16 protein-coding genes are annotated in these 20,362 nt (G+C 72.4%); 9 read left to right on the top strand and 7 right to left on the bottom strand.

Going from position 1 to position 20,362, the window contains the following annotated elements; all coding sequences use genetic code 11:
• Nucleotides 1–787, bottom strand: a 787-nt coding sequence (locus ABWI04_RS09610) for an RDD family protein (RefSeq protein ID WP_353832117.1), incomplete at its 3' end; no start/stop codon positions are given.
• Nucleotides 788–857: 70 nt separating this feature from the next.
• Here ABWI04_RS09610 and ABWI04_RS09605 point away from each other — a divergent pair.
• Complete coding sequence (locus tag ABWI04_RS09605; protein ID WP_345177756.1) at nt 858–1,853, top strand: stage II sporulation protein M; 996 nt, start codon at nt 858–860, stop codon at nt 1,851–1,853.
• A gap of 16 nt (nt 1,854–1,869) precedes the next feature.
• Here ABWI04_RS09605 and ABWI04_RS09600 read toward each other — a convergent pair whose 3' ends face one another.
• Genes ABWI04_RS09600 through ABWI04_RS09580 form a run of 5 tightly spaced genes read right to left on the bottom strand, consistent with a single transcriptional unit; the run spans nt 1,870 to nt 7,154 of the window.
• Nucleotides 1,870–3,162, bottom strand: coding sequence for a DUF58 domain-containing protein (locus ABWI04_RS09600; RefSeq protein WP_345177758.1), 1,293 nt, complete (start codon nt 3,160–3,162; stop codon nt 1,870–1,872).
• A complete protein-coding gene (locus ABWI04_RS09595; protein ID WP_345177884.1) occupies nt 3,162–4,130 on the bottom strand; it encodes an AAA family ATPase in 969 nt (322 codons plus the stop codon). The genes ABWI04_RS09600 and ABWI04_RS09595 overlap by 1 nt, the downstream gene beginning before the upstream one ends.
• A 56-nt stretch (nt 4,131–4,186) precedes the next feature.
• Nucleotides 4,187–5,386 carry a DUF4350 domain-containing protein gene (locus ABWI04_RS09590; protein ID WP_353832116.1) on the bottom strand — a complete coding sequence of 400 codons (1,200 nt, stop codon included), beginning with the start codon at nt 5,384–5,386 and terminating at the stop codon, nt 4,187–4,189.
• Nucleotides 5,380–6,057: a DUF4129 domain-containing protein gene (locus ABWI04_RS09585; protein ID WP_353832115.1), complete on the bottom strand. Its 678-nt coding sequence runs from the start codon at nt 6,055–6,057 to the stop codon at nt 5,380–5,382. Before ABWI04_RS09585 ends, ABWI04_RS09590 begins: the two co-directional genes overlap by 7 nt.
• Complete coding sequence (locus ABWI04_RS09580) at nt 6,054–7,154, bottom strand: hypothetical protein (RefSeq protein ID WP_353832114.1); 1,101 nt, start codon at nt 7,152–7,154, stop codon at nt 6,054–6,056. Before ABWI04_RS09580 ends, ABWI04_RS09585 begins: the two co-directional genes overlap by 4 nt.
• Before the next feature lie 297 nt (nt 7,155–7,451).
• On the opposite strand from ABWI04_RS09580, the gene mtrA reads away from it, so the two are divergent.
• From mtrA to ABWI04_RS09545, 7 genes are all read left to right on the top strand, one after another.
• Nucleotides 7,452–8,129, top strand: coding sequence for an MtrAB system response regulator MtrA (mtrA, locus tag ABWI04_RS09575; RefSeq protein ID WP_021598338.1), 678 nt, complete (start codon nt 7,452–7,454; stop codon nt 8,127–8,129).
• Between the two features lie 76 nt (nt 8,130–8,205).
• Complete coding sequence (mtrB, locus tag ABWI04_RS09570; protein ID WP_353832113.1) at nt 8,206–9,843, top strand: MtrAB system histidine kinase MtrB; 1,638 nt, start codon at nt 8,206–8,208, stop codon at nt 9,841–9,843.
• Nucleotides 9,840–11,636, top strand: coding sequence for an LpqB family beta-propeller domain-containing protein (locus tag ABWI04_RS09565; protein WP_353832112.1), 1,797 nt, complete (start codon nt 9,840–9,842; stop codon nt 11,634–11,636). The genes mtrB and ABWI04_RS09565 overlap by 4 nt, the downstream gene beginning before the upstream one ends.
• A gap of 484 nt (nt 11,637–12,120) precedes the next feature.
• On the top strand, nt 12,121–12,786 hold the full coding sequence (locus ABWI04_RS09560) for a ComF family protein (protein WP_353832111.1): 666 nt from the start codon (nt 12,121–12,123) through the stop codon (nt 12,784–12,786).
• A gap of 653 nt (nt 12,787–13,439) precedes the next feature.
• Nucleotides 13,440–14,117, top strand: coding sequence for a ribosome hibernation-promoting factor, HPF/YfiA family (gene hpf, locus ABWI04_RS09555; protein WP_353832110.1), 678 nt, complete (start codon nt 13,440–13,442; stop codon nt 14,115–14,117).
• 379 nt (nt 14,118–14,496) lie between these two features.
• Complete coding sequence (locus ABWI04_RS09550) at nt 14,497–15,147, top strand: response regulator (protein ID WP_268248207.1); 651 nt, start codon at nt 14,497–14,499, stop codon at nt 15,145–15,147.
• A 54-nt stretch (nt 15,148–15,201) separates the two neighbouring features.
• Nucleotides 15,202–16,422, top strand: coding sequence for a winged helix-turn-helix domain-containing protein (locus tag ABWI04_RS09545; protein ID WP_353832109.1), 1,221 nt, complete (start codon nt 15,202–15,204; stop codon nt 16,420–16,422).
• A gap of 499 nt (nt 16,423–16,921) precedes the next feature.
• Here the strand turns inward: ABWI04_RS09545 and ABWI04_RS09540 are convergent, their stop codons facing one another.
• On the bottom strand, nt 16,922–17,260 hold the full coding sequence (locus ABWI04_RS09540) for an HGxxPAAW family protein (RefSeq protein WP_345177780.1): 339 nt from the start codon (nt 17,258–17,260) through the stop codon (nt 16,922–16,924).
• Between the two features lie 182 nt (nt 17,261–17,442).
• Here ABWI04_RS09540 and secA point away from each other — a divergent pair, with 182 nt between their 5' ends.
• Nucleotides 17,443–20,310 (top strand): preprotein translocase subunit SecA, encoded by a 2,868-nt coding sequence (gene secA / locus ABWI04_RS09535; RefSeq protein ID WP_345177781.1) that lies wholly within the window; start codon nt 17,443–17,445, stop codon nt 20,308–20,310.
• Nucleotides 20,311–20,362 lie beyond the last annotated feature (52 nt).

Genomic DNA, 20,362 nt, shown 5'->3' with positions numbered 1-20,362 from the left:
ACGCGGGAAGCCCGAGCCGGCGCATCCGGCGCGCCCGGCGCTCGGCGAGCCGCAGCTCCTCGCGGTGGCGGCGCTCGGCGAGAACGGCCGACAGCAGGATCTCGGGCCGCACCCCCGGCGGCGGTGGCGGGCTCACCACCGCGACGACCTGCGAGGCGATCCGCTGCCCCAGCGAGTCGCGGACCTCCGGGAGCAGCTCCCAGAACCGCGACAGGTACTGCCGGGCCGTCATCGCCAGCTCGTCCGACAGCATGGACAGCTCCAGGTTCCGCGCCCACCAGGCGAGCTGCGGCGGCATCACCGCGACGGGCCCCAGCAGGGCCGACGCGGGCACCCGCTCCTGGATGACGATCGTCCCGGCGAACAGGTCGCCGAGCCGCTTGCCGCGCCGGTTGCAGAACGACGTGATCAGCGCGGGCGAGCCGTAGAAGACCCAGAACTCGACGAACCCGGCCAGCGCCCGCACCAGCGCCTGCCGGAACCGCACCGGCCCGCCGTCGTCGCCGACGACGCGGAGCCCGACGGCCATCTTGCCCAGCGTCCGCCCCCGCGACAGCGTCTCGAACGCGCAGGGATACCCGACGATTACCGCGACGACGCCGAGCAGCGTCAGCCCCACCGTCCAGGCGTCGTCGGCCACCAGCGAGGTCATCGCCGTGACGTAGACGACGATGTTCAGCAGCACCAGCTGCAGGAGCAGGTCGAGAAGGACGGCGCAGGCACGGCTGGCCAGCCGCGCGACCCGGATGTCGAGCGCGACGGCCTCGCCGGTGACGAGATCGGCCATGTCCTGTCCTCCGATGCGGGCGGATTGCCCATTGTGCCGGTTCGGCGGGCCGAGGCGTTAGTCTCGCCGGGTGGACGTCGACGCCTACGTGGCCGCGCACAACGCCGAATGGCTGCGCCTCGAACGGCTCATCAACCGCGGCCGCAGGCTGACCGGCGCGGAAGCCGACGAACTGGTCGATCTCTACCAGCGCGCGGCGACGCACCTGTCGGTCGTCCGCTCCAGCTCGCCCGACCCGCAGCTCGTGGGACGGCTGTCGTCGCTCGTGGCGCGCGGCAGGGCCGCGGTGGGCGGCGCCCAGGCGCCACTCTGGCGCGACGTCACCCGCTTCGCGACCGTGTCGTTCCCGGCGGCCGCGTACCGGATGCGGTGGTGGTGGCTCGGCGGCGCCGTCCTCGGCAACCTGCTGTCGCTCGCCCTGGCCATCTGGGTCGTGCACAGCCCCGACGTCCAGGCGACCATCGGGACGCCCGACGAGATCCGCGAACTCGTCGAGCACGACTTCGCCAACTACTACACCGAGCACTCCGCGGCCTCGTTCGCGTTCAAGGTGTGGGTCAACAACGCCTGGGTGTCGGCGACCGCGCTCATCTTCGGGATCCTCCTCGGCATCCCGACCGTGTACGTCCTGCTGCTGAACCAGGTCAACCTCGGAATCAGCGGCGGCCTCATGTTCGCCTACGGCAAGGGCGACGTGTTCTTCGGGCTGATCCTCCCGCATGGCCTGCTGGAGCTCACCGCCGTCTACCTCGCCTGCGCCGGCGGCCTCAAGCTCGGCTGGACGATCGTCGACCCGGGCCCGCGCCGCCGCGGCCAGGCCCTGGCCGAGGAGGGCCGCGCCGCCGTCAGCATCGCCCTCGGCCTCATCGCGGTGCTCCTCGTGTCCGGCCTCATCGAGGGCTTCGTGACCGGCTGGGTGCACATCACGTGGCTGCGCATCACCATCGGCGTCATCGCCGAGGCCGCCTTCCTCACCTACGTGATCGTCCTGGGCCGCCGCGCCGTCCGCCAAGGCGAAACCGGCGACACCGACCTCCACCCCGACCTCGTTCCTGTGTCCGGTTGACCGGACACAGAACGCTCTACAGCCTTCCTGCGGCTTTCAGGGCCAGGTAGGCGTCGGCCAGGGCCGGGGCTATCTCCGCGGGCGGGGCGTCCACCACCTCCACGCCGTGGCCTCTCAGCTCGGCGGTCAGGCGGCGGCGTTCGGCTCTCGCGCGTTCGGCGGCGGCGGCGTCGTAGACGGTCGCGAGGTCGCCGCGGCCCTCCGCCATCTCCGCCACCCGCGGGTCCGACACCGCGGCGATCATGACGAGGTGCCGGGCGGTGAGCTGCGGCAGCAGCGGCAGCAGGCCCTCCTCGATCGCGGCGGTGTTCAGCTCGGTGAGCAGCACCACGAGGCACCGCTGCCGGACGCGCGCCATCAGCGTGGACACCATCCCGGCGGCGTCGCATTCGAGCAGCTCGGGGTCCAGCGGCGCGAGGGCGTGCACCATCGCGGGCAGCAGGTCGGTGCGGGACGCGCCCTCGACGCGGGCGCGGACCCGGCGGTCGTAGGCGAGCAGGTCGACGCGGTCGCCGGCGCGGGACGCCAGGGCGCCGAGCAGCAGCGCAGCGTCCATCGAGCAGTCGAGCCGGGGGACGTCGCCGACGCGGCCCGCGGACGTGCGGCCGGTGTCGAGGACGAGGTAGATGCGGCGGTCGCGTTCGGGGCGCCAGGTCCGCACGACCACGTCGCCGCGCCGCGCCGTGGCGCGCCAGTCGATGGACCGGACGTCGTCGCCGTCCACGTACTCGCGCAGGGAGTCGAACTCGGTGCCCTGCCCGCGGATCAGCGCGACGTGCGCGCCCGTCAGCTCCCGCAGCCGGGCGAGCTTGGCGGGCAGGTGGCGGCGGGACGGGAACGCGGGCAGCGCCCGGACGGTCCAGGGCGCGGAACGCGAGAGCTGCCGCGCGGCCAGCCCGAGCGGCCCCACCGAGCGGACGGCGACCGTGACGGCCTTCCGGTCGCCGCGGCGGGTCGGCGTCAGCGTCATCTCGACGCGGCGCCGCTCCCCGGCGGGCACGTCCACCTTCACCATGCGGGGCGTGGCGCCCGCGCTCGGCGGCCACACGTCCCGCAGCCGGGCCTTGAGGCGCCGCCGGCCGAGGTTCTCCACGATCAGCGACACCTGGGCCGTCTCGCCGAGGCGCACGTTGGTGTCGCCGTCGCGGTGGAAGCGCAGGGCCCGCACGTTCCCCGCCAGGGCGAGGTCGGCGGCGACGCCGAGCAGCAGGACGCCCCAGACCGCGAAGAGCGTCCACCAGCTCGGCGCGAACAGCGGGACGATCGCGCCGAGGAGGGCCAGCAGCCCGAGGCGCCCGGTCAGCGCCATCAGCGCGGGGCGGGGACGTGGGCGAGGATGCCCTCCAGCACGCCGTCGGCGGTCGCGCCCTCCAGTTCCGCCTCGGGACGCAGCTGGACGCGGTGCCGCAGCGTGGGCCTGGCCAGCGCCTTCACGTCGTCCGGCGTGACGTAGTCGCGGCCCGACAGCCACGCCCACGCGCGGGACGTCGCCAGCAGCGCCGTCGCACCGCGCGGCGACACGCCGAGCTGGAGGGACGGGGACTGCCGGGTGGCCCTGCACAGGTCCACGACGTAGGCGGCGACCTTGGGGTCCAGGTGCACGGTCCTCACGGCGGCCTGCCCGGCGGCCAGCTCGGCCGCTCCCGCGACGGGCTTCACCTCGGACAGGTCGCGGGGGTCGAACCCGGAGGCGTGCCGCTGGAGCATGGAGATCTCCTCGTCCCGCGTGGGGACGGGCACCGTCAGCTTGACCAGGAACCGGTCGAGCTGGGCCTCGGGCAGGGGATAGGTCCCCTCGTACTCGATCGGGTTCTGCGTCGCGCACACCACGAACGGGTCGGGCAGGGGGCGCGCGGTGCCCTCCACCGAGACCTGGCGCTCCTCCATGGCCTCCAGGAGGGAGGCCTGCGTCTTGGGGGGCGTCCGGTTGATCTCGTCGGCGAGCAGGAGGTTGGTGAAGACCGGCCCCTCGCGGAAGTCGAACTCCGCCGTCCGGTTGTCGTACACCAGCGAGCCGGTCACGTCGCCGGGCATCAGGTCGGGGGTGAACTGGACGCGCTTGAAGTCCAGGTCGAGGGCCCGCGACAGCGTCTTGATCAGCAGCGTCTTGGCCGTGCCGGGAACGCCCTCCAGCAGCACGTGGCCGCGGCAGAGCAGCGCGATCACCAGCCCGGTCACCACGGAGTCCTGGCCGACGACCGTCTTGGCGACCTCACCGCGCAGGGCCGTGAGCGCCGCGCGGGCCGTCTCGGCCTGGCGCCGGGCGTCCTCGGGGATCGTGCCCGGCCCCGCGCCGCCGGGCACGTCGTCCTTCCCGAGCTCTACAGGGGGGTTCACGACTGGCGTACCTGCCTTTCCAGGTCGTCGAGGACGTCGGTGAGGGCGATCAGCCCGGCGTCGTCCAAGGGTTCGGGACCGTACAGGGCCGCTCCGACGTACGCCTCGTCGTACGTCGTGCGGCGGGCGACCGCCGTGACGATCTCCCGCGCGGCGGAGGGATCCTGCGCGCTGCTGCGGGGGAGTCCGAGGAGCGGGACGAGCCGTTCGCGGGCGCCGGAGCGCAGCGCGTCCGAGGCCCGGTCGCGGGCGCGGCCCGCGCGGTAGAGGCGGGCGAGGCCCTCGACGGTCTCGGCGGACCGGACGACGACGGGCAGCGCCTCCGCCACGACCGGGCCGAGGCGGCGGGCCCGCCACAGGGCCACCAGCAGCACCGCGACGAGCAGCTGGAGGACGAGCAGCTTCACCCCGAACGGCAGCAGATCGCCGAGCGACCGCTGGCCCGCGCCGGAGCCCGCCTTCGGCAGGTCCGGGGCGAGCCAGACCGCCGAGGCGCCCGCCCCGGCCAGGTTCATGCCGAGGGCCGCGTTGCCCTCCTCGGTGAGCCGCCGGTTCGTCAGCGGGGCCGTCGAGCCGAGCACCGTCACGGTGTGCGTGCCGGTGCCGACCTGGACGAGCCTCGCGTCCCCGGAGCCGGTCCGGTAGCAGGCCGTGCCCGCGCCCGCGACCTCGTAGGTCTCCGACTCGTGGAAGTCGACCGCCCCCGCGAGCGACGCCACGGGCAGATTGCAGCCCGGCTCGGCGGTCTCCTCGAACGACGGGCCCCGCCTGCGCACCTGCGGGGCGAACGCCTCCAGCGCGAACGACGTCGGCCGGACGAGCAGCACGTCCGCCGGGACGCCGCTCAGCCGGGCGAGGTCCTCCTCGGTGAGCCGCTCCGTGCGGGTCACCACCAGGACCGCGCCGGGCCCGGCCGCGCCGATGGCGTCGCCGGTGCTCCGGGCCACCGTCACCGGCGTGCCGTGCCGGCGCAGGATCTCCGCGAGCGCCCGGCTGCCGTCCTGCTTCGGCGACTCCGGGTCGAGCGCCTCGGCCCCCGCGGAGGGGTGCAGCGCGGCCAGCGCCACCGCGATCACGATCATCGCCAGGACCGCCGCGACGACGCCGCGCGCCGACCGCCAGCGGCGCCCCGCGACCTGCCGGGCGGACGCCTCCGCTGCGGGGGCTCCCCCGCGCGGCGGGGACGCCGTCACCATCGCGGCCCCCCTTCGTCGCCGCTTCCGGCGAGGGTGAGGTCGTCGGTCTCCAGCGGCTTCGGCCGCGCCGCCCGCAGCCGCTCGTCCAGCTCCTTCATCCGCGCGTACCCCTCGGGGGTGCCGGGGCGGTCCCCGTACCAGACGTCGTCGAAGATCCGCACGCCCGCGGCCAGCTCGCCGGCGAGCTCCGGCACCGCCTCGCCCGCCTCGGCGGCCAGCTCGTCGGCGGTCCGGCCGGGCCGCGCCGACAGCACCGCCCGCTCTTCGAGATCGCGGGCGATGGCGCGCAGCCGCTCGCGGATCGCCTCGGCCCACTGCCCGGCCTCGGCGTGCCGCTCCGCCGCCTCCCGGTGGTCGAGCGCCGTGGACGGCGCGTCCTCCAGCAGCGGGTCCTTCCGGGAGCGGGGGTTCCGGCGTCCCCGCATCAGCCACACCACCAGCGCGACCGCGACCAGCGCGATGGCGACGACGATGGCGACGGACGTCCACCCGCCGCCGCTGCCCTGCGACTCCGGGGCGGGCGCCTTCTGGAACAGATGGCCCAGCCACTCGGCGAAGTCGTCCCAGGCCCGCTCCAGCCAGGACGGCTTGTCGCGCTGGTAGACCTGCTTCTCCAGCTCGCGGCGGGCCATCTCGCGGGCCTCGTCGCGGCCGATCGGATCGAGAATCACGTGCCCGCCCCCGTCCACGGACGTCCCTGCGCCGGGCCGGCCTGCGCCGGACCCGTCCGCCACAGGCCTATGAACCCCTCGTCCTGCTCACCGGCGCCCTGCTCGGCCGCCGCTCCCCGCTCCCGGGCGGCGATGGCCGCGGCCGAACGCCCCCGGGTGCGCAGGTCCAGGTCGAAGCCCTCGCGGCGCATCCGCCGGTCCATGTAGAGCAGGGCGATCACACCCGCGTCGAACGGCATGACCACCGACCAGCTCACGATCCGGCCCACGGTGTCCACGGCGAGCGCGCCCATCGTCGCCCCGCTGCCGGAGGAGTCGCCGAAGAAGATCAGCTGTGCGAACAGGAACGGGATCCGCAAGGCGAAGAAGCCCATGAACACGGTCACGACCAGCGCCAGCAGGAGCGTCCCGCACGTCCGGAGCCAGCGCCCCTTGGAGAGCGTCGTCGCGCGGCGCAGCGCGCCCCCGACGGTCCGCCGCTCCAGGACGACCGCGGGGACCGCCTGCACGAACAGGATGTACAGCCACACCATCAGCCCGGCGCCGACCGGGAAACCGAAGATCCCCGCGAGCACGGCGAACGCCGGGCGCGCCCCGGCGGCGATCAGCAAGAGGCACGGGGCGAGCGGCAGGACCAGCGCGCCCAGCGAGACGCCCATGACGGCCGACGCGGTGGCGACCAGCCGTCCGAGCCGCGGCCGGGCGTCCCGCCACGCCTGCCTCGGCGCGAGCGGCATGCCGAGGAGCTCGCGCCCCAGGATCGGCGCCACCAGCCCCGCCAGCAGCAGGATCCCGAACGCCGACAGCACCAGCCCCAGCAGGGACAGGGTCAGCTGGGCGCCCAGCGACTCCATCAGCACGTCGGGGGTGACCTCGTCGCGGGCCTCGTCGCCGATGAAGAAGGAGGCGGCGACCGAGCTCGTCACCTGGATCACCGTGCTGACCGCCACCGACAGGCCCAGCGTGGCGCGCGGCCTGAGCCGGATCCCGGCGATCGCGCCGTCCAGCATCTCCGAGATGGACATGGGTCGGAACGGGACGCCCCGCGCCACCTCGGTGGCGCCGGCGTCGTCGTCCCAGCCGTCCGGTCCCGGCATCCCGTCTCCCTGCGCTCTCCGGCGGGTCGGCGGTGCGTCCGATCTGGCCCAATCTGGCCCGATCCGGACCGTTAAGCGGCCGCCGGTCAGGTCATCCTGTCACGGGTGCGGCGCACATCTTGCGCCGGTTCCGGGACTCGCGCCTACCATGGCGGGTCGCCCGGACGATCCGGGGGACCGCCGTACGGCGCAAACGCGGGTAACCTTGCACGCCAAGGCATAACTCTCCCTGGCGAGGTGGCGCCGGAGCGTCGCGCGCCCCACTCCACCGAACCCCGACCTGTGACGATGAGGGCCATGAGAGGACGTGTACTGGTCGTCGACGACGATCTCGCGCTCGCCGAGATGCTCGGCATCGTGCTGAGGGGCGAGGGCTTCGAGCCGTCGTTCGTCCACGACGGCGACAAGGCGCTCGAGGCGTTCCGGGAGACCCGGCCCGACCTCGTGCTGCTCGACCTGATGCTGCCGGGGGCCGACGGGATCGACGTGTGCCGGCAGATCCGCGCCGAGTCCGGCGTGCCGATCGTCATGCTGACCGCCAAGAGCGACACCGTGGACGTCGTCCTCGGCCTGGAGTCCGGCGCCGACGACTACATCGTCAAGCCGTTCAAGCCCAAGGAGCTGGTGGCGCGCGTGCGCGCCCGCCTGCGCCGCACCGACGAGCCGGCGCCCGAGACCCTGCAGATCGGCGACATCACCATCGACGTCGCCGGCCACTCGGTCAAGCGCGGCGACCGGCACATCCCGCTCACGCCGCTGGAGTTCGACCTGCTGGTCGCCCTCGCCCGCAAGCCCCGCCAGGTCTTCACCCGCGAGGTGCTCCTGGAGCAGGTCTGGGGCTACCGGCACGCCGCCGACACCCGGCTGGTGAACGTGCACGTCCAGCGGCTCCGCGCCAAGATCGAGAAGGACCCGGAACGGCCCGAGATCGTCGTCACCGTGCGCGGGGTCGGCTACAAGGCCGGCCCGGCCTGACGCCGTCCCGCCGCCGTGACACGCCCATGACCGACCCGCGCCCGTCCGGACCGCCGCGCCGCCTCGCGGACCTCCCATGAACGTCGACATGAGGAGGGCGAAGCGGTTCGTCCGGTGCGGGCTGGGCGCGGTCCGCCGCGTCCTGCAGGGCGCCGCCCGCGCCGGCTACCTGCGCTGGCGCCGGTCGATCCAGGTCCGCGTCGTCACGTCCACCCTGTTCATCTCGGCGATCGTGGTGGCGATCCTGGGCGCCTTCCTCATGCAGCAGGTGTCGTCCGCGCTGATGGACGGCAAGGTCAAGGCGGCCCGTCTCCAGCTGGACGACGGCCTGGCGCAGGTCCAGCGCGACCTGGGCAACTCCACGGGGGACGGCAGCAGGCTGAACTCGACGATCGACCGGCTCAAGGCCCGCAGCGGGCCCTCCGGGCTCTACGAGGTCTACATCCGCGACACCACCGAGCAGTACTTCGACGGCTACACCACCAACGAGCTGCGCCAGGAGAGCGTCCCCAAGCGGCTCCGCGAGGAGTTGAAGAACGCGCCCGCCGGGTCCCGCGCCTACACCTACGGCAAGCTCTCCTACGTCGGCGACCGCTCGGACGAGCGCGGCCTCATCGTCGGCGGCAAGACCGGCCAGTTCGAGCTGTACTACCTGTTCCCGCTGACGCAGGAGCAGCAGACCCTCACCAACGTCAGCCGCTCCCTCGCCGGAGTGGGCATCGTCCTGGTGCTGCTTCTGGCCGCGATCGCGTCGCTGGTCACCCGGCAGGTCGTCATCCCGGTGCGGCTCGCGGCCCAGGGCGCGCAGCGGCTCGCCGCCGGACGCCTCGAAGAGCGCATGCGGGTCCGCGGCGAGGACGACCTGGCCCGGCTCGCCCGCTCCTTCAACGACATGGCCGCCAACCTCCAGGAGAAGATCGGCGAGCTGGAGGACCTGTCGCAGGTGCAGCGCCAGTTCGTCTCGGACGTCTCCCACGAGCTGCGCACGCCCCTGACCACGATCAGGATCGCGGCCGACATGCTCTACGAGAACCGCGACGGCTTCTCCGACCCGTCGGTCGGGCGGTCCGCGGAGCTGCTGCAGAGCCAGCTGGAACGGTTCGAGTCGCTCCTGGCCGACCTGCTGGAGATCAGCCGCCACGACGCCGGCGCCGCGACGCTCGACGCCGAGTCCCTCGACATGCGCGACCTCGTGCTGCGCGTCGTCGGCGACATCCAGGGCCTCGCCGAGCGCAAGGGCAGCAAGGTCATCCTGCAGCTGCCGGGCGAGCCCTGCATGGCCGAGGTCGACCGCCGCCGCGTCGAGCGCATCCTGCGCAACCTGCTCGTCAACGCCGTCGAGCACGGCGACGGCGAGGACATCGTCGTCTCCGTGGGCGCCGACCGCGACGCCGTCGCCGTCGCCGTCCGCGACCACGGGGTCGGGTTGAAACCGGGGGAGGGGCAGATGGTCTTCGACCGCTTCTGGCGCGCCGACCCGGCCCGCGCCCGCACCACCGGCGGCACCGGGCTCGGCCTCTCGATCTCCCGGGAGGACGCGCAGCTGCACGGCGGCTGGCTCCAGGCGTGGGGAGAGCCCGGCGCGGGCTCCCAGTTCCGCCTCTCGCTGCCGCGCGTGGCCGGGGCCGAGCTGCGGGGCTCGCCGCTGCCGCTCGTCCCTCCGGGGGCCGGTGACGCCCGCCCGCTGTTCGCGGAGCTGGAGGCCGGCGAATGAGCCCCTGCGCCGGAACCCGGCGGCTCACGTGCCTGCTCGCCGTCGCCGTGCTGGTCCTCGGCGGCGCCGGCTGCGCGAACGTCCCGAGCGGCGGCCAGGTCGTCTCCGGCAAGCCCGCCGAGCGCGCCGAGCGCGTCGACGACCCCTACGTCCGGCTGATCCCGGTGAAGCCGCGGCCCGAGTGGGGCCCCGCCCAGATCGTCTCCGGCTTCCTCGCCGCGTCCGCGAGCTTCGACGACGGCCACAAGGTCGCCAAGCAGTACCTGTCCGGCCAGACGTCCTGGAACCCCGGCCTGCGGCCCTTCGTGACCGTGCTGGCGAGCCGCATCACCGACCCGCACGTGATCAAGTCGTCCGGGAACCAGGCGACCGTCCGCGTCACCGGCGAGGAACTCGGCACGATCACCGCCGACGGCCAGTACACCGCCTCCCCGAAGGCGCTCGACGCCACGTTCCAGCTCACCAGGACGCCGCAGGGCGTCTGGCGCATCGCCGGCCTGCCCGGCGACGACAAGGCCGGCCTGCTGCTCACCAAGGACGACGTCGAGCGCGCCATGCGCACCGTCAACCTGTACTTCTTCGCGCCCGACCGGCGCACCCTCGTCCCGAACGGCGTCTTCCTGCCGGTCGTGAACCGGCAGACGCTGCCCACCCAGCTCGTCCAGGCCCTGCTGACCGGCCCGACCTCCTGGCTGAACGGCGCGGTCGACACCGCCTTCCCGGAGGGCACCCGCCTCCGCCGCAGCGTGCAGATCGACAAGGACGTCGCGACCGTCGACCTCACGGGCCAGGCCCGCGGCGGCGACGTCGAGCGGATGTCGGCGCAGCTCTCGTGGACGATGCGGCAGCTCTCGGAGATCAAGTCATGGCGGCTGTCGATCGAGGGCCGGACCGTCGCGCCCGACGGCACGGGCGCCACGCAGCCCGTGAACGGGTGGGAGGGCAACTCGCCCGACGGCCAGGTGCCCAGCGAGGGAGTCCAGCAGAGCGCCTACGTCGTCGGCCCCTCCGGCTTCCTCGGCACCCTGGAGAGCGACCGAGCCCAGCCCGTGGTGACCGGCGCCGCCGGCCGCCTCACCCGTCCCGCCGTCGCCCCCGACCACCAGGAGTTCGCCGGCCTGAGCGCCGACGAGAGCCAGGTCCTGGTCGCCGCCCCCGTCACCGGCCAGCCCGCGCCCCGCGTCCTGCTGACCGCGCGCCCCGGGGCCCGGTTCACCGCGCCGACCTGGAGCCACGACGGCACCCTGTGGGTCGTGGAGACGAAGAAGAACGAGTCCTCGCTCTGGGTGCGCCGGCGCGGCAAACCGCCCGTCCGCGCCGCCCACTGGGGCCTGGGCGGCCGCGAGGTCCTCGCCTTCCGCATGGCCCGCGACGGCGTCCGCGCCGCCGTGATCGCCCGCGTGGACGGGCGCCCCCAGGTCCAGGTGGGGCGCATAGTCCAGTCCTCCGGGGGGGCCCTGGACGTCGGCTCGTTCCTGCCCGTGAGCTCCGAGCTCCAGGACGCCGTCGACCTCGCCTGGCGCGACTACGGCACCCTCGCCGTCCTGGGCCGCGCCAAGCGCGACTCGCAGACCCTCCCGTTCCTGATGCCGATCAGCGGCAGCGCCATCACGTCCCTGGGCGTCGGCTCCCTGGGCGAACCCCGCACGATCGCCGCCGCCCCCGGCGCCCCGATCCTCATCGGAACCCGCTCGTCCGGCAAGGACCAGGTCTGCCGCCAGCGCTCCCCGAGCAACTCCTACAGCCCCTGGATCTGCCCCACACCTGCCAAGGACCCCTCCTACCCAGGCTGACCCCCAGGCCCCACCAAAGCGGCATCCCCACCCCCCCCGACCCCCTGGAAGACACTGCCCACCCTCTCAGCCCGGCCGACCGCCTCGACCCGGGCGGTACCGCGCCACGAGGCGCGAATCGCCCGCTGAGCGCCTGGACGCAACGCCCCACGGCTTGCCCGCTCTCCTGCCTGGATGGCCGCAGGCATCGTCCTGCCGAGCGCTGGACGCGACGGCCGAAGAACTGCCCGCCTTCTTAGCCGAGGCGGCCGCTCGGGCCGGGCCGTACCGCGCCACGAGGCGCGAATCGCCCGCTGAGCGCCTGGAGGAGACGGCCGAAGGCTTGCCGCTCCTCTTGCCCGGGGGCCCGGTTTGGGGGCAGGGGCGACACGCCGAAGGGAGGGGCGGTGTGTTGATCGTTTGGCGGCGTTCGTTGTCACTGAGAGTTATCCACAGTTCGGGGAGTGCGGGGTGGCGGACGGGCGGGCCCGGCATCGTCGAGGGCATGAGTGCTCTCGCTGATCTGATCGACCTGCTGCTTCCGCAACGCTGTGCCGGGTGCGGGCATCAGCCCGGGTTGCTGTGCGACGCGTGCGCGCGTCCGCTGCGGGCGGAGGCGCGCCCGGCGGGGCAGGCGCCCGCCGGGGTGCCCCCTCCGTGGACCGTGGCGGCCTATGAGGGCCCGCTCCGCACGATCCTGGCCTCCTACAAGGAGCGCGGCCGCGCGGCGCTCGCCGTCCCTCTCGGGGAGGCTCTGGCGACGGCCGTCCATGCGGCCCTGCCGTCCGGCCCTGGGCCGCCGGTGGTGGTGTGGGTGCCGTCGGGGCGAAGAGCCGTGCGGCGGCGCGGCCATGACCCCCTGCGGGGGACGGTGGACGTCGCGGTGCGGCGGCTGCGCGCGAGCGGTGTCCCCGTGACCGCGCTCGGCGCCCTGCGGCAGCGGGGGCGTGTCGCCGACCAGGCCGGGCTCTCGGCCAGGGAGCGGGCCGCCAACCTCGCGGGAGCCATCGAGGTGCGCGCCGAGGTCGCCGGGCGCCGCGTCGTCCTGGTGGACGACGTGGTCACGACGGGCGCGTCCCTGGCCGAGGCCGCGCGAGCTCTGCGGGAGGCCGGCGCCGACGTGACCGGAGCGGCCACCATCGCGGCAACGTCCCGGCACCGGCTCTGGTGACGCGGTGTAGTGGGAGTTGTCGGACCTGTGTGGTGTAGGGGGACAGTGTGAAGTTAATCGAGTCACATGTGGACATGGGGCGGCAGAGATTTCGGAAACTTACCGAGGGGCCAGTCCCGGCTGACCTGGGCGGGCGTCAGGCCCGTGAACGGCGCGCACACAAGGGTTTCGCGTCCGTGACGGGGTCCCGGAGAGGCGGGTGAAGACCCCGCTGAGGCAGTCAACGATGACGGTCAGTGAGTTTTTCCTCGCCGCACCCCCCTGACATTCGTGGCGTAAGGGGTTAGCGTTCCTGACATGGCACCCGCCCGGGTCCGTGGTTGCGTTGGATCGCAGTGCCCGTCAGGGGCATGGCAGACGATCCGGCTAGCCGATGCCAGGCGCAGGCGAAACGGCCCACGTAAGGCGACTTCTCGTCGACCGATCACGGTGCGCCTTAGAGGTAAGTCCTGCCCCGTCGTGGGATCCGACATCCCCCGTAACGGGAGAAGGGCAGTAGTGGCGAAAGCGCCGCGAGCCCCTCAGCAGGCGGATGTGGGGACGAAGACCAGGTCGGCCGGGCGGGTGCGACCCACCGTCCTGTGGTACCCGTCCGGGGCTGTCAGGGGTCCCGGAACGGGCATGAATCGCAACCGGGAGAAGGGGGGTCCCACGTGAACATCACCGTGAGGGGCCGGCACACCGACGTCAACGACAGGTTCCGTCGGCACGTCGACAGCAAACTCGCCAAGATCGAGCGGCTCGACCAGAAGGTCATCCGCGTGGACGTGGAGGTCTCAGAGGAACGCAACCCGCGCCTTGCCGACCAGCGCGAGCGAGTGGAGCTCACGATCCGCTCCCGCGGCCCGGTGATCCGGGCCGAGGCCGCCGCCGACGACCGCTACGGAGCCCTCGACCTGGCGCTGGACAAGCTGGAGTCGCGGCTCCGCCGCGACTCGGAGCGGCGCAAGGGCCACGGCGCGAAGAACCACGGCGGCAAGGGCCGCGCCAAGCTCGCCACGATGGAGACGCTCCCCGAGGCGCTCCCCGCCGTGGCGCCCGAGCCCGCCGCGCCGGCCGCACCGCCCGTGGAAGCCGAGGCGGAGGCCGAGACCGTGGCGGTCTCGCAAGAGGAGAACCTCGTCCCCATCCCCATGGACGGCGACGGCCCCCTGGTCGTCCGCGAGAAGTTCCACCAGGCCGAGCCGATGGGCATCGAGCAGGCCCTTTTCGAGATGGAACTCGTCGGCCACGACTTCTTCCTGTACCGCGACAAGTCCACGGGGCACCCCTCGGTCGTCTACCGGAGGCGAGGCTGGGACTACGGAGTCATCAGGCTCGTCGAAGAGTGATGCGGCACTCGCGTCACGTCACCGCCCGAACCATGTCATGATCTGAAAAGGCGCATCAGCCGATCCGCGACGCGGCGCGTCCCGGGAACCTCCCGGGGCGCGCGGCGGTTGACCGGGAGACACCCCGGTCCGAAATCCCCCGGGTTCGTCCCCGGACCCCGTAGGTTCCCGAGGACGACCCGTCGGAGAACGACCCTCCGGCAGTTCCATATCGCTGAATAGTGAAGGGGGGAAGCGGCGTCTCCTCCACGCCGCGACTCTGGTGAGCGAGAATCCCGAGCCTCGCGACGCCGCGGCGGTACCCCGTCAGGCAGGCGCCGGCACCGCCCCCGCCGGCCGGGAGGCGGCAGCCCCGTCCGGATCGGCAGACCCCATCCGCGTGCTCATCGTCGACGACCACGCGCTCTTCCGCCGCGGCCTGGAGATGGTCCTCCAGGGCGAGGACGACATCGAGGTCATCGGCGAGGGCGGCGACGGCCAGCAGGCCGTGGAGATGGCCGGCGACCTGCTGCCCGACGTCGTCCTCATGGACATCCGGATGCCGCGCCGCAGCGGCATCGAGGCCTGCACCGCGATCAAGGAGGCCGCGCCCAGCGCGAAGATCGTCATGCTGACCATCAGCGACGAGGAGGAGGACCTCTTCGAGGCGATCAAGGCCGGCGCCAGCGGCTACCTGCTCAAGGAGATCTCGATCGACGAGGTCCCGCAGGCCGTCCGCGCCGTGCACGGCGGCCAGTCGCTGATCAGCCCGTCGATGGCGTCCAAGCTCATCACCGAGTTCGCCTCGCTGGCCAAGCGCAGCGAGGAGCGCACCCAGCAGGTCCCCGCGCCCCGCCTCACCGAGCGCGAGATGGAGGTGCTGCGGCTCGTCGCGCGCGGCCTGGGCAACCGCGAGATCGCGCGGGAGCTGTTCATCTCCGAGAACACGGTGAAGAACCACGTGCGCAACATCCTGGAGAAGCTCCAGCTCCACTCCCGCATGGAGGCCGTCGTCTACGCCGTCCGCGAGAAACTCCTGGAGATCACCTGACCCGGGGCGACCGGCAATCCGGGTTTGTCGGTGTTGTGTCGTAGCATCGCCGCCGTGGTGGAACTCAGCGCGGACGAGGCACGACGGCTCCAGCTGCGCGCCCAGGGCTTCCTGGGGGCGCGTCCGAAGGGGGGCGTGCCGGCGATGCTGGAACGGCTCGGCGCCGTCCAGCTCGACACGATCTCGGTGCTGGCACGGTCCCACGAGCTGGTGCCCTACGCACGCCTCGGCCCGGTCGGGCGCGACAAGATCGAGGCCGCCTACTGGGGCGGGCAGGCCGTCAGCTCCCGCCGCTCCGCGAAGCCCGGCTCCGCCACCGGCGGGACGTTCGAGTACTGGGCGCACGCCGCCTCGATCCTGCCCATGGCCGACTGGCCGCTGTTCGCGTTCCGGCGCCGCGCGTACCTGCGCCGCGGCTGGCGCTGGCACAAGGTCCCCGAAGGCGTCTGCGAGGAGATCCGCGCCCGGCTCGGCGCGGACGGCCCCCTCACCACCAAGGAGCTCGGCGGCGCCAAGGCGAGCGCCGACTGGTGGGACTGGAGCGACCACAAGATCGGCATCGAGTGGCTGCTGGACATCGGCGAGGTCGTCTGCGTCGAGCGGGTCGGCTGGCGCCGCGTGTACGACCTCGCCGAACGGGCCGTCCCCACCGCACTCCTCGCGCAGGACCTCGACGACGACACCTGCCTGACCGCCCTCGTCGCCCGCGCGGGACGGGCCCTCGGCGTGGCCACCCGCGGCGACCTCGCCGACTACTACCGGATCAAGCAGGACCAGGTCGACCGCGTGGTCGAGGCGGCCGGGCTCGTCCCTGTCGAGGTCGCCGGATGGACCCAGCGCGCCTGGGCCGACCCCGCCGCGCTGGCCTCACCGCCCAAGGGCAGGCACGCCACCGCGCTGCTCTCGCCCTTCGACTCCCTCGTCTGGGACCGCGCCCGCGCCTCGCGCGTCTTCGGCTTCGACCACCGCCTGGAGGCGTACGTCCCGAAGGCCAAGCGCGTCCACGGCTACTTCGCGATGCCGCTCCTGGCCGGCGGGCGCCTCATCGGACGCGTCGACCCCGCGAGGGAGGGCCGCACACTCATCGCCCGCCAGGTGTCCATGGAACCGTGGGCGACCCGCACCGCCGCCCGAACGGAATCGTCGACGACGGCCCTCGCCACAGCCCTGTGGCGCGCCGCGTCCTGGGTCGGCTGCGACGACGTTCGCGTAGAGCGCACCACCCTGCCCCCCACCCTCCTCAAAACCGCCCTGACCGAGACAGCCCCCTCCTGAGCGGCCCCCTGAGCCCGCTCAATCCCTGCTCAGAGCCCCTCCACGGGAACAGCGGCACACCTGCAAAGAGAAGCCGCCCAAGCACCCGCAGCCACCTCCTGAGCACCCCGTGGGGTGGCTTATCGCTGCTCGGGGGTGCTCCGGGAGGACGGTGGCGCGCTGGGACGGGAGGTCGTCCAGGCGTCCGCAGCCGTCGTCTGAGCCCTGCCCCTGGGGTGTCCGTCTCCGCCGGGCGGGTGGGAGTACGGCGAAAGCGACGGAAATCCGGAGAGTCGCCTTAACCCTCAGAGCCGCCTTGCGGCCAAAGTGGCCTGGGGCCCTGCTCGGGGACGAGGGCCGGGCCGTGCGTTGGGGAACCTGGTGGTCGCCTTGACTTCGTGGTCGTCTTCCGAGCCCTGCCGCCTCGGTTTGTCACCTTCTGCTCAAGGTGGGGAGGGAAGCAGGAAGCCGCCCGCCGGGTTGTGGTCGGGGGCGGCTTTCGGGGTCTGGGGCGGGGAGGTCAGCCGTGGGGGGCCTGCTGGGTGTCGGTGGCCACGGGGGTGTCCAGGACCTCGCCGGACTTGCCGCCGCGCCGCTTGTCGGAGTGGGATCCGAACAGCGAGTAGTCGACGATCTCGGGGATGACGCGAGGCGCGTCCACGACGACGTCGGAGAACAGGTGGACGACCCAGCTGACGAGCATGCCGAGCACGACGATGCCTGCGCCGGCCCAGAACATGACCCACAGGGGGCCCAGGCAGAGGCCGACGCCGCCTACCACGAAACCGGCGAAGATGACGGCGACGGCGATCCACGAACTCGGCCTGCCGGCGTGCGAACCGTGCGACTCTTCAGACATAGCGGCTCCCTCCTGAGGTGTGAGACATCTTCTCCGGGGCCCCGAAAGTCAAACGGGGTGCTCTGTGGATTGCGCTCCGGAGTGACCTAGACCATTCTGGGTCTCGCCTACGATGGGCATCGTACGTGTGGTGTGCGCGCCGCCTGGAGCGGTGACCCACGATCTGCAAGGAGCCTTCGAGAGTGCCGCCAGTCATCGACAAGATCCTTCGTGCGGGCGAGGGAAAAACTCTGCGCAAGCTCAAGAAGCTCGCGGATCAGGTCAACTCGATCGAGGAGGACTTCCTCGAGATGAGCGACGCCGAGTTGCGCGAGCTGACCGACAAGTACCGGGAGCGCCTCGCCGACGGCGAGTCCCTGGACGAGCTGCTGCCCGAGGCGTTCGCGACCGCACGCGAAGCCGCCAAGCGCGTGCTCGGCCAGCGCCACTACGACGTCCAGGTGATGGGCGGCGCGGCGCTGCACCTCGGCAACATCGCCGAGATGAAGACGGGTGAGGGCAAGACCCTGACCTGTGTGCTCCCCGCCTACCTGAACGCCCTGTCGGGCGAGGGCGTCCACGTGGTCACGGTGAACGACTACCTGGCCAAGCGCGACGCCGAGTGGATGGGCCGCATCCACCAGTTCCTCGGCCTCGAGGTCGGCGTCATCCTCCCGCAGATGACCCCGGACGAGCGCCGGGCGGCCTACAACGCCGACATCACCTACGGGACGAACAACGAGTTCGGGTTCGACTACCTGCGCGACAACATGGCGTGGAGCCTGGAGGAGTGCGTCCAGCGCGGCCACAACTTCGCGATCGTGGACGAGGTCGACTCGATCCTCATCGACGAGGCCCGCACCCCGCTGATCATCTCCGGTCCGGCCGAGCAGAACTCCAAGTGGTACTCGGAGTTCGCCAAGATCGTCCCGCGGCTGAAGCGCGCCGAGCTGGTCAGCACGGCCGGGCAGGTCGACGAGTACGGGCCCGGCGACTACGAGGTCAACGAGAAGAAGCGGACGGTCGGCGTCACCGAGGCCGGCGTGGAGAAGGTCGAGGACTGGCTCGGCATCGACAACCTCTACGACTCGGTCAACACGCCGCTGGTGAGCTTCCTCAACAACGCCCTGAAGGCCAAGGAGCTCTACAAGCGCGACAAGGACTACGTCGTCATGAACGGCGAGGTCCTGATCGTGGACGAGTTCACCGGCCGCATCCTCCACGGCCGCCGCTACAACGAGGGCATGCACCAGGCCATCGAGGCCAAGGAGGGCGTGGCGATCAAGGACGAGAACCAGACGCTCGCCACGATCACCCTGCAGAACTACTTCCGCCTCTACAACAAGCTGTCCGGCATGACCGGCACCGCCGACACCGAGGCGGCGGAGTTCAACAAGACGTACAAGATCGGCGTGGTGCCGATCCCGACGAACAAGCCGATGATCCGCCAGGACGTCGCGGACGTCGTCTACAAGACCGAGCAGGCCAAGTTCGAGGCCGTGGTCGACGACATCGCCGAGCGGCACGAGAAGGGCCAGCCGGTCCTGGTCGGCACGACGTCGGTGGAGAAGTCCGAGCGGCTGAGCAAGATGCTCAAGCGGCGCGGCATCCCGCACGCGGTGCTGAACGCCAAGCACCACGAGCAGGAGTCGGCGATCGTCGCGGAGGCGGGCCGCAAGGGCGGCGTCACCGTCGCGACGAACATGGCGGGCCGCGGCACCGACATCATGCTCGGCGGCAACCCCGACTTCCGCGCCGACCTGGCGCTGCACCAGCGCGGGCTGTCGCCGCTGGAGACGCCCGAGGAGTACGAGGCCGCCTGGCCCGAGGCGCTGGAGAAGGCCAAGGAGGACGTCAAGGGCGAGCACGAGGAGGTCGTCGACGTCGGCGGCCTGTACGTCCTGGCGACCGAGCGGCACGAGTCGCGGCGCATCGACAACCAGCTGCGCGGGCGCTCCGGCCGGCAGGGAGACCCGGGCGAGTCCCGGTTCTACCTCTCGCTGGAGGACGACCTGATGCGGCTGTTCAACTCGGCCCGCGTCGAGTCGATCATGACCCGGCTGAACATCCCGGACGACGTGCCGATCGAGTCCAAGATCGTCTCCAACGCGATCAAGTCGGCGCAGAGCCAGGTCGAGCAGCAGAACTTCGAGATGCGCAAGAACGTCTTGAAGTACGACGAGGTGCTGAACCGGCAGCGCAAGGTCATCTACGCCGAGCGCCGCAAGGTGCTGGAGGGCGAGGACCTGCACGACCAGGTCCGCCGGATGATCGACGAGGTCGTCGCCGGCTACGTCGCGGGCGCCACCGGCGAGGGCTTCGCCGAGGAGTGGGACCTCGACAAGCTGTGGAAGGCGTTCAAGCAGCTCTACCCGATCTCGCTGACGGTGGACGAGCTGGTCGAGGACATCGGCGGCGACATCTCCGGCCTGGACGCCGAGACCCTCGCCGAGAAGATCCGCGAGGACGCCCTGGCGGCGTACGACAAGCGCGAGGAGGAGCTCGGCGCGGAGGTCATGCGCGAGCTGGAGCGCCGCGTCGTGCTGTCGGTGCTGGACCGCAAGTGGCGCGAGCACCTCTACGAGATGGACTACCTCCAGGAGGGCATCGGCCTGCGGGCCATGGCGCAGCGCGACCCGCTGGTGGAGTACCAGCGCGAGGGCTACGACATGTTCAACGCGATGCTCGACGGCATCAAGGAGGAGTCGGTCGGCTACCTCTTCAACCTCGAGGTCGAGGTGGAGGAGCAGCCGGAGACCCCGGTCGTGGGCGCCGAGCCGGTGGCGGTCGCCGAGTCCGCCCCCGCGGTGGACATGGAGAAGGCCGAGGAGGCCGACGTCGAGGAGGCCGAGGAGGCCGTCTCGATCAAGGCGAAGGGCCTCGACCAGCCCAAGCGCCCGAAGAAGCTGGAGTACTCGGCCCCGACCGTCGACGGCGAGGGCGGCGTCGAGCACCACAGCGAGGAGACCGCGGACGAGTACGCGGGCGTCAACCGCAACGACCCGTGCCCCTGCGGTTCCGGCAAGAAGTTCAAGCGCTGCCACGGCGACCCGCGCAGCAAGGCCAAGTAGGGCGCCGGCGAGCACGAGCAGGACGCGCGGAAGCGGCCTCCCGAAGCCTCGG

Origin of the sequence: Actinomadura sp. NPDC000929 (assembly GCF_040492065.1) — a bacterium.
Lineage (GTDB): Bacteria > Actinomycetota > Actinomycetes > Streptosporangiales > Streptosporangiaceae > Spirillospora > Spirillospora verrucosospora.
This window is presented reverse-complemented; position numbering and strand designations above follow the sequence as displayed.